Annotated in this window: 1 protein-coding gene; it reads right to left on the bottom strand. The window is 63.7% G+C overall.

All coding sequences use genetic code 11. From position 1 onward, the window contains the following. On the bottom strand, positions 1-1,878 hold a 1,878-nt coding region (locus EN914_RS33860; RefSeq protein ID WP_127389606.1), incomplete at both ends, for an Ig-like domain-containing protein.

Consider the following 1,878-nt stretch of genomic DNA (forward strand, 5'->3'; position numbering starts at 1 on the left):
GCGTTTCCTTGGCCAGCATAGATATTGAACGCGGTTGGATCGAAGGCGTGGTTGAAACGCACCCGGAAGCCAGTCGCCGTCGGTGTGAAGCTCTGCACCACCAACCATTCGGTGTCGACGACAACCGTGGTTCCGGAAGACGCGCTAAATGTGCCGTCCTCGTTCGTGGCACTCGCGAGGATCGTGAAGCTGCCGCGTGCATCATAGATATGCGTTGCGGCTGTGGAGCTTCCTGCCAGAGAGTCGACCACCCCATCGCCCCAGTCGACCGACCATAGGGTGATCGTGTCGTCACCGGGATCGGCAGCCCCAAGCGTGATTGTGTAAGGATCGCCCGCGACAGCATGTCCTGGGCCGGCGACAGTAATTGTCGGGGCGACATCCGCGACGTGGATAGCGAAGCTCCGCTCGGCGTATGAACCGACAGCGTCTGTGACGCGCAGCGTCACGTTATGCGTGGCGTCGCCGTCAGGTGCGGTCCACCTGAACGCGCCAGTCACCGGATCCACGATCGCGCCGGACGGGGCAGTCACAAGCGAGAAGACGAGCTTGTCGCCTCGGTCAGGATCGCTGGCGATGAGCGTGAAGGCCAGCGTCTCCCCCTCCTTCAGCGAGCGGTCGGGCAACGCTGAGAGCGTCGGACCGTCGTTGAGGCCCCTTACCGTGATGGTCACGCGAGCAGTGGACAGCGCGCCGGAGGCGTCCTTGACCGTATAGGTGAAACTGTCGCTCGCGGTCTCACCCGCGGCGAGCGCCGCGAAGGCGCCGTTCGGGTCGTAGTCATAGCTGCCGTCGCTTCTAGCCCTCACGCGGGCCCCGGAAACAAGAGCCAGCACCTGGCCAATGTTCGCAGCCGACCCGTTCACCGCAATGAGGGCAAGCGTGTCGCTGCTGTCCGGGTCGGTATCGTTGGCGAGAATGCCCTGTGCTGCTGCGACGCTCAGTGCGGTGTTCTGGTTAGTCGCCGCTGAATCGTCGACCGCCTTCGGCGCGTCGTTCTGTCCGGTGATCGACACGGTCACGGTTGCGGTCGAGGCTGCGCCTGCAGCATCGCGCACCGTATAGATGAAGACGTCCTGGGCCTTTGCGCCCGCTGCGAGATGATCGAAGGCCCCGTTCGGATCGTAGGTAAAGGTGCTGTCGGCATTGAGGATGACTTTGCCGACGGTCCCAGCGGTGTCGAAGCTGATGCTGTGGGTGTCGCCTTGGTCGACATCAGCGAAAATCGGCGCGAGAAGCACCGTCGGGCCGTCCTCCATGGCTTCGCCGGCTACATCCTGCGCCACCGGCGCATCGTTCACCGGCGTGACTGTGAGGTTGAAGGTGTCGAAGGCTGACAGTTCACCGTCGCTCGCCGTCACCTTGAGGCCAAGGACTCCGTTGAAGTTTAGCGGCGGCGTGCCCGAGAAGGTCAGCGTCGAGGCATCGAAGGAGAGCCAGCTTGGCAGCGGCTCACCGGCGGCGAGCGTCGCCGAAAGGGTGAGAGCATCGCCGTCCGGATCCTTGAAGACGAGCGCAGGAAGCGTGAAGGTCCACAGTGCGTCCTCAGGCGAGGCCTGGTCCGCGATTTCCTGTTCCAACACCGGTGTGCTGTTGCCAGCCGTGACCTCAATGCGCACAGTCGCGATGTTGCTGGCCAGAACGCCGTCGCTTGCCTGGTAAGTGAAACTGTCGGTGCCGAAGAAGTTGGCCTTCGGCGCGTAAGTGAAGCTGCCGTCCGGATTGAGCGTCAGCGTGCCGTTGGTCGGTCCGGCGACGAGAACCGGCGTCAGGCTGTCGCCGTCGACATCGCTGTCGTTGGCGAGGACCGACACCACCAGGCTGCCGTCCTCGGCAACGTATGCGATGTCATCGGCGGCGACAGGCGCATCGTTCACC

Origin of the sequence: Mesorhizobium sp. M7A.F.Ca.CA.001.08.2.1 (genome assembly GCF_003998455.1) — a bacterium.
In the GTDB taxonomy this organism is placed as follows: Bacteria; Pseudomonadota; Alphaproteobacteria; order Rhizobiales; family Rhizobiaceae; genus Mesorhizobium; species Mesorhizobium ciceri.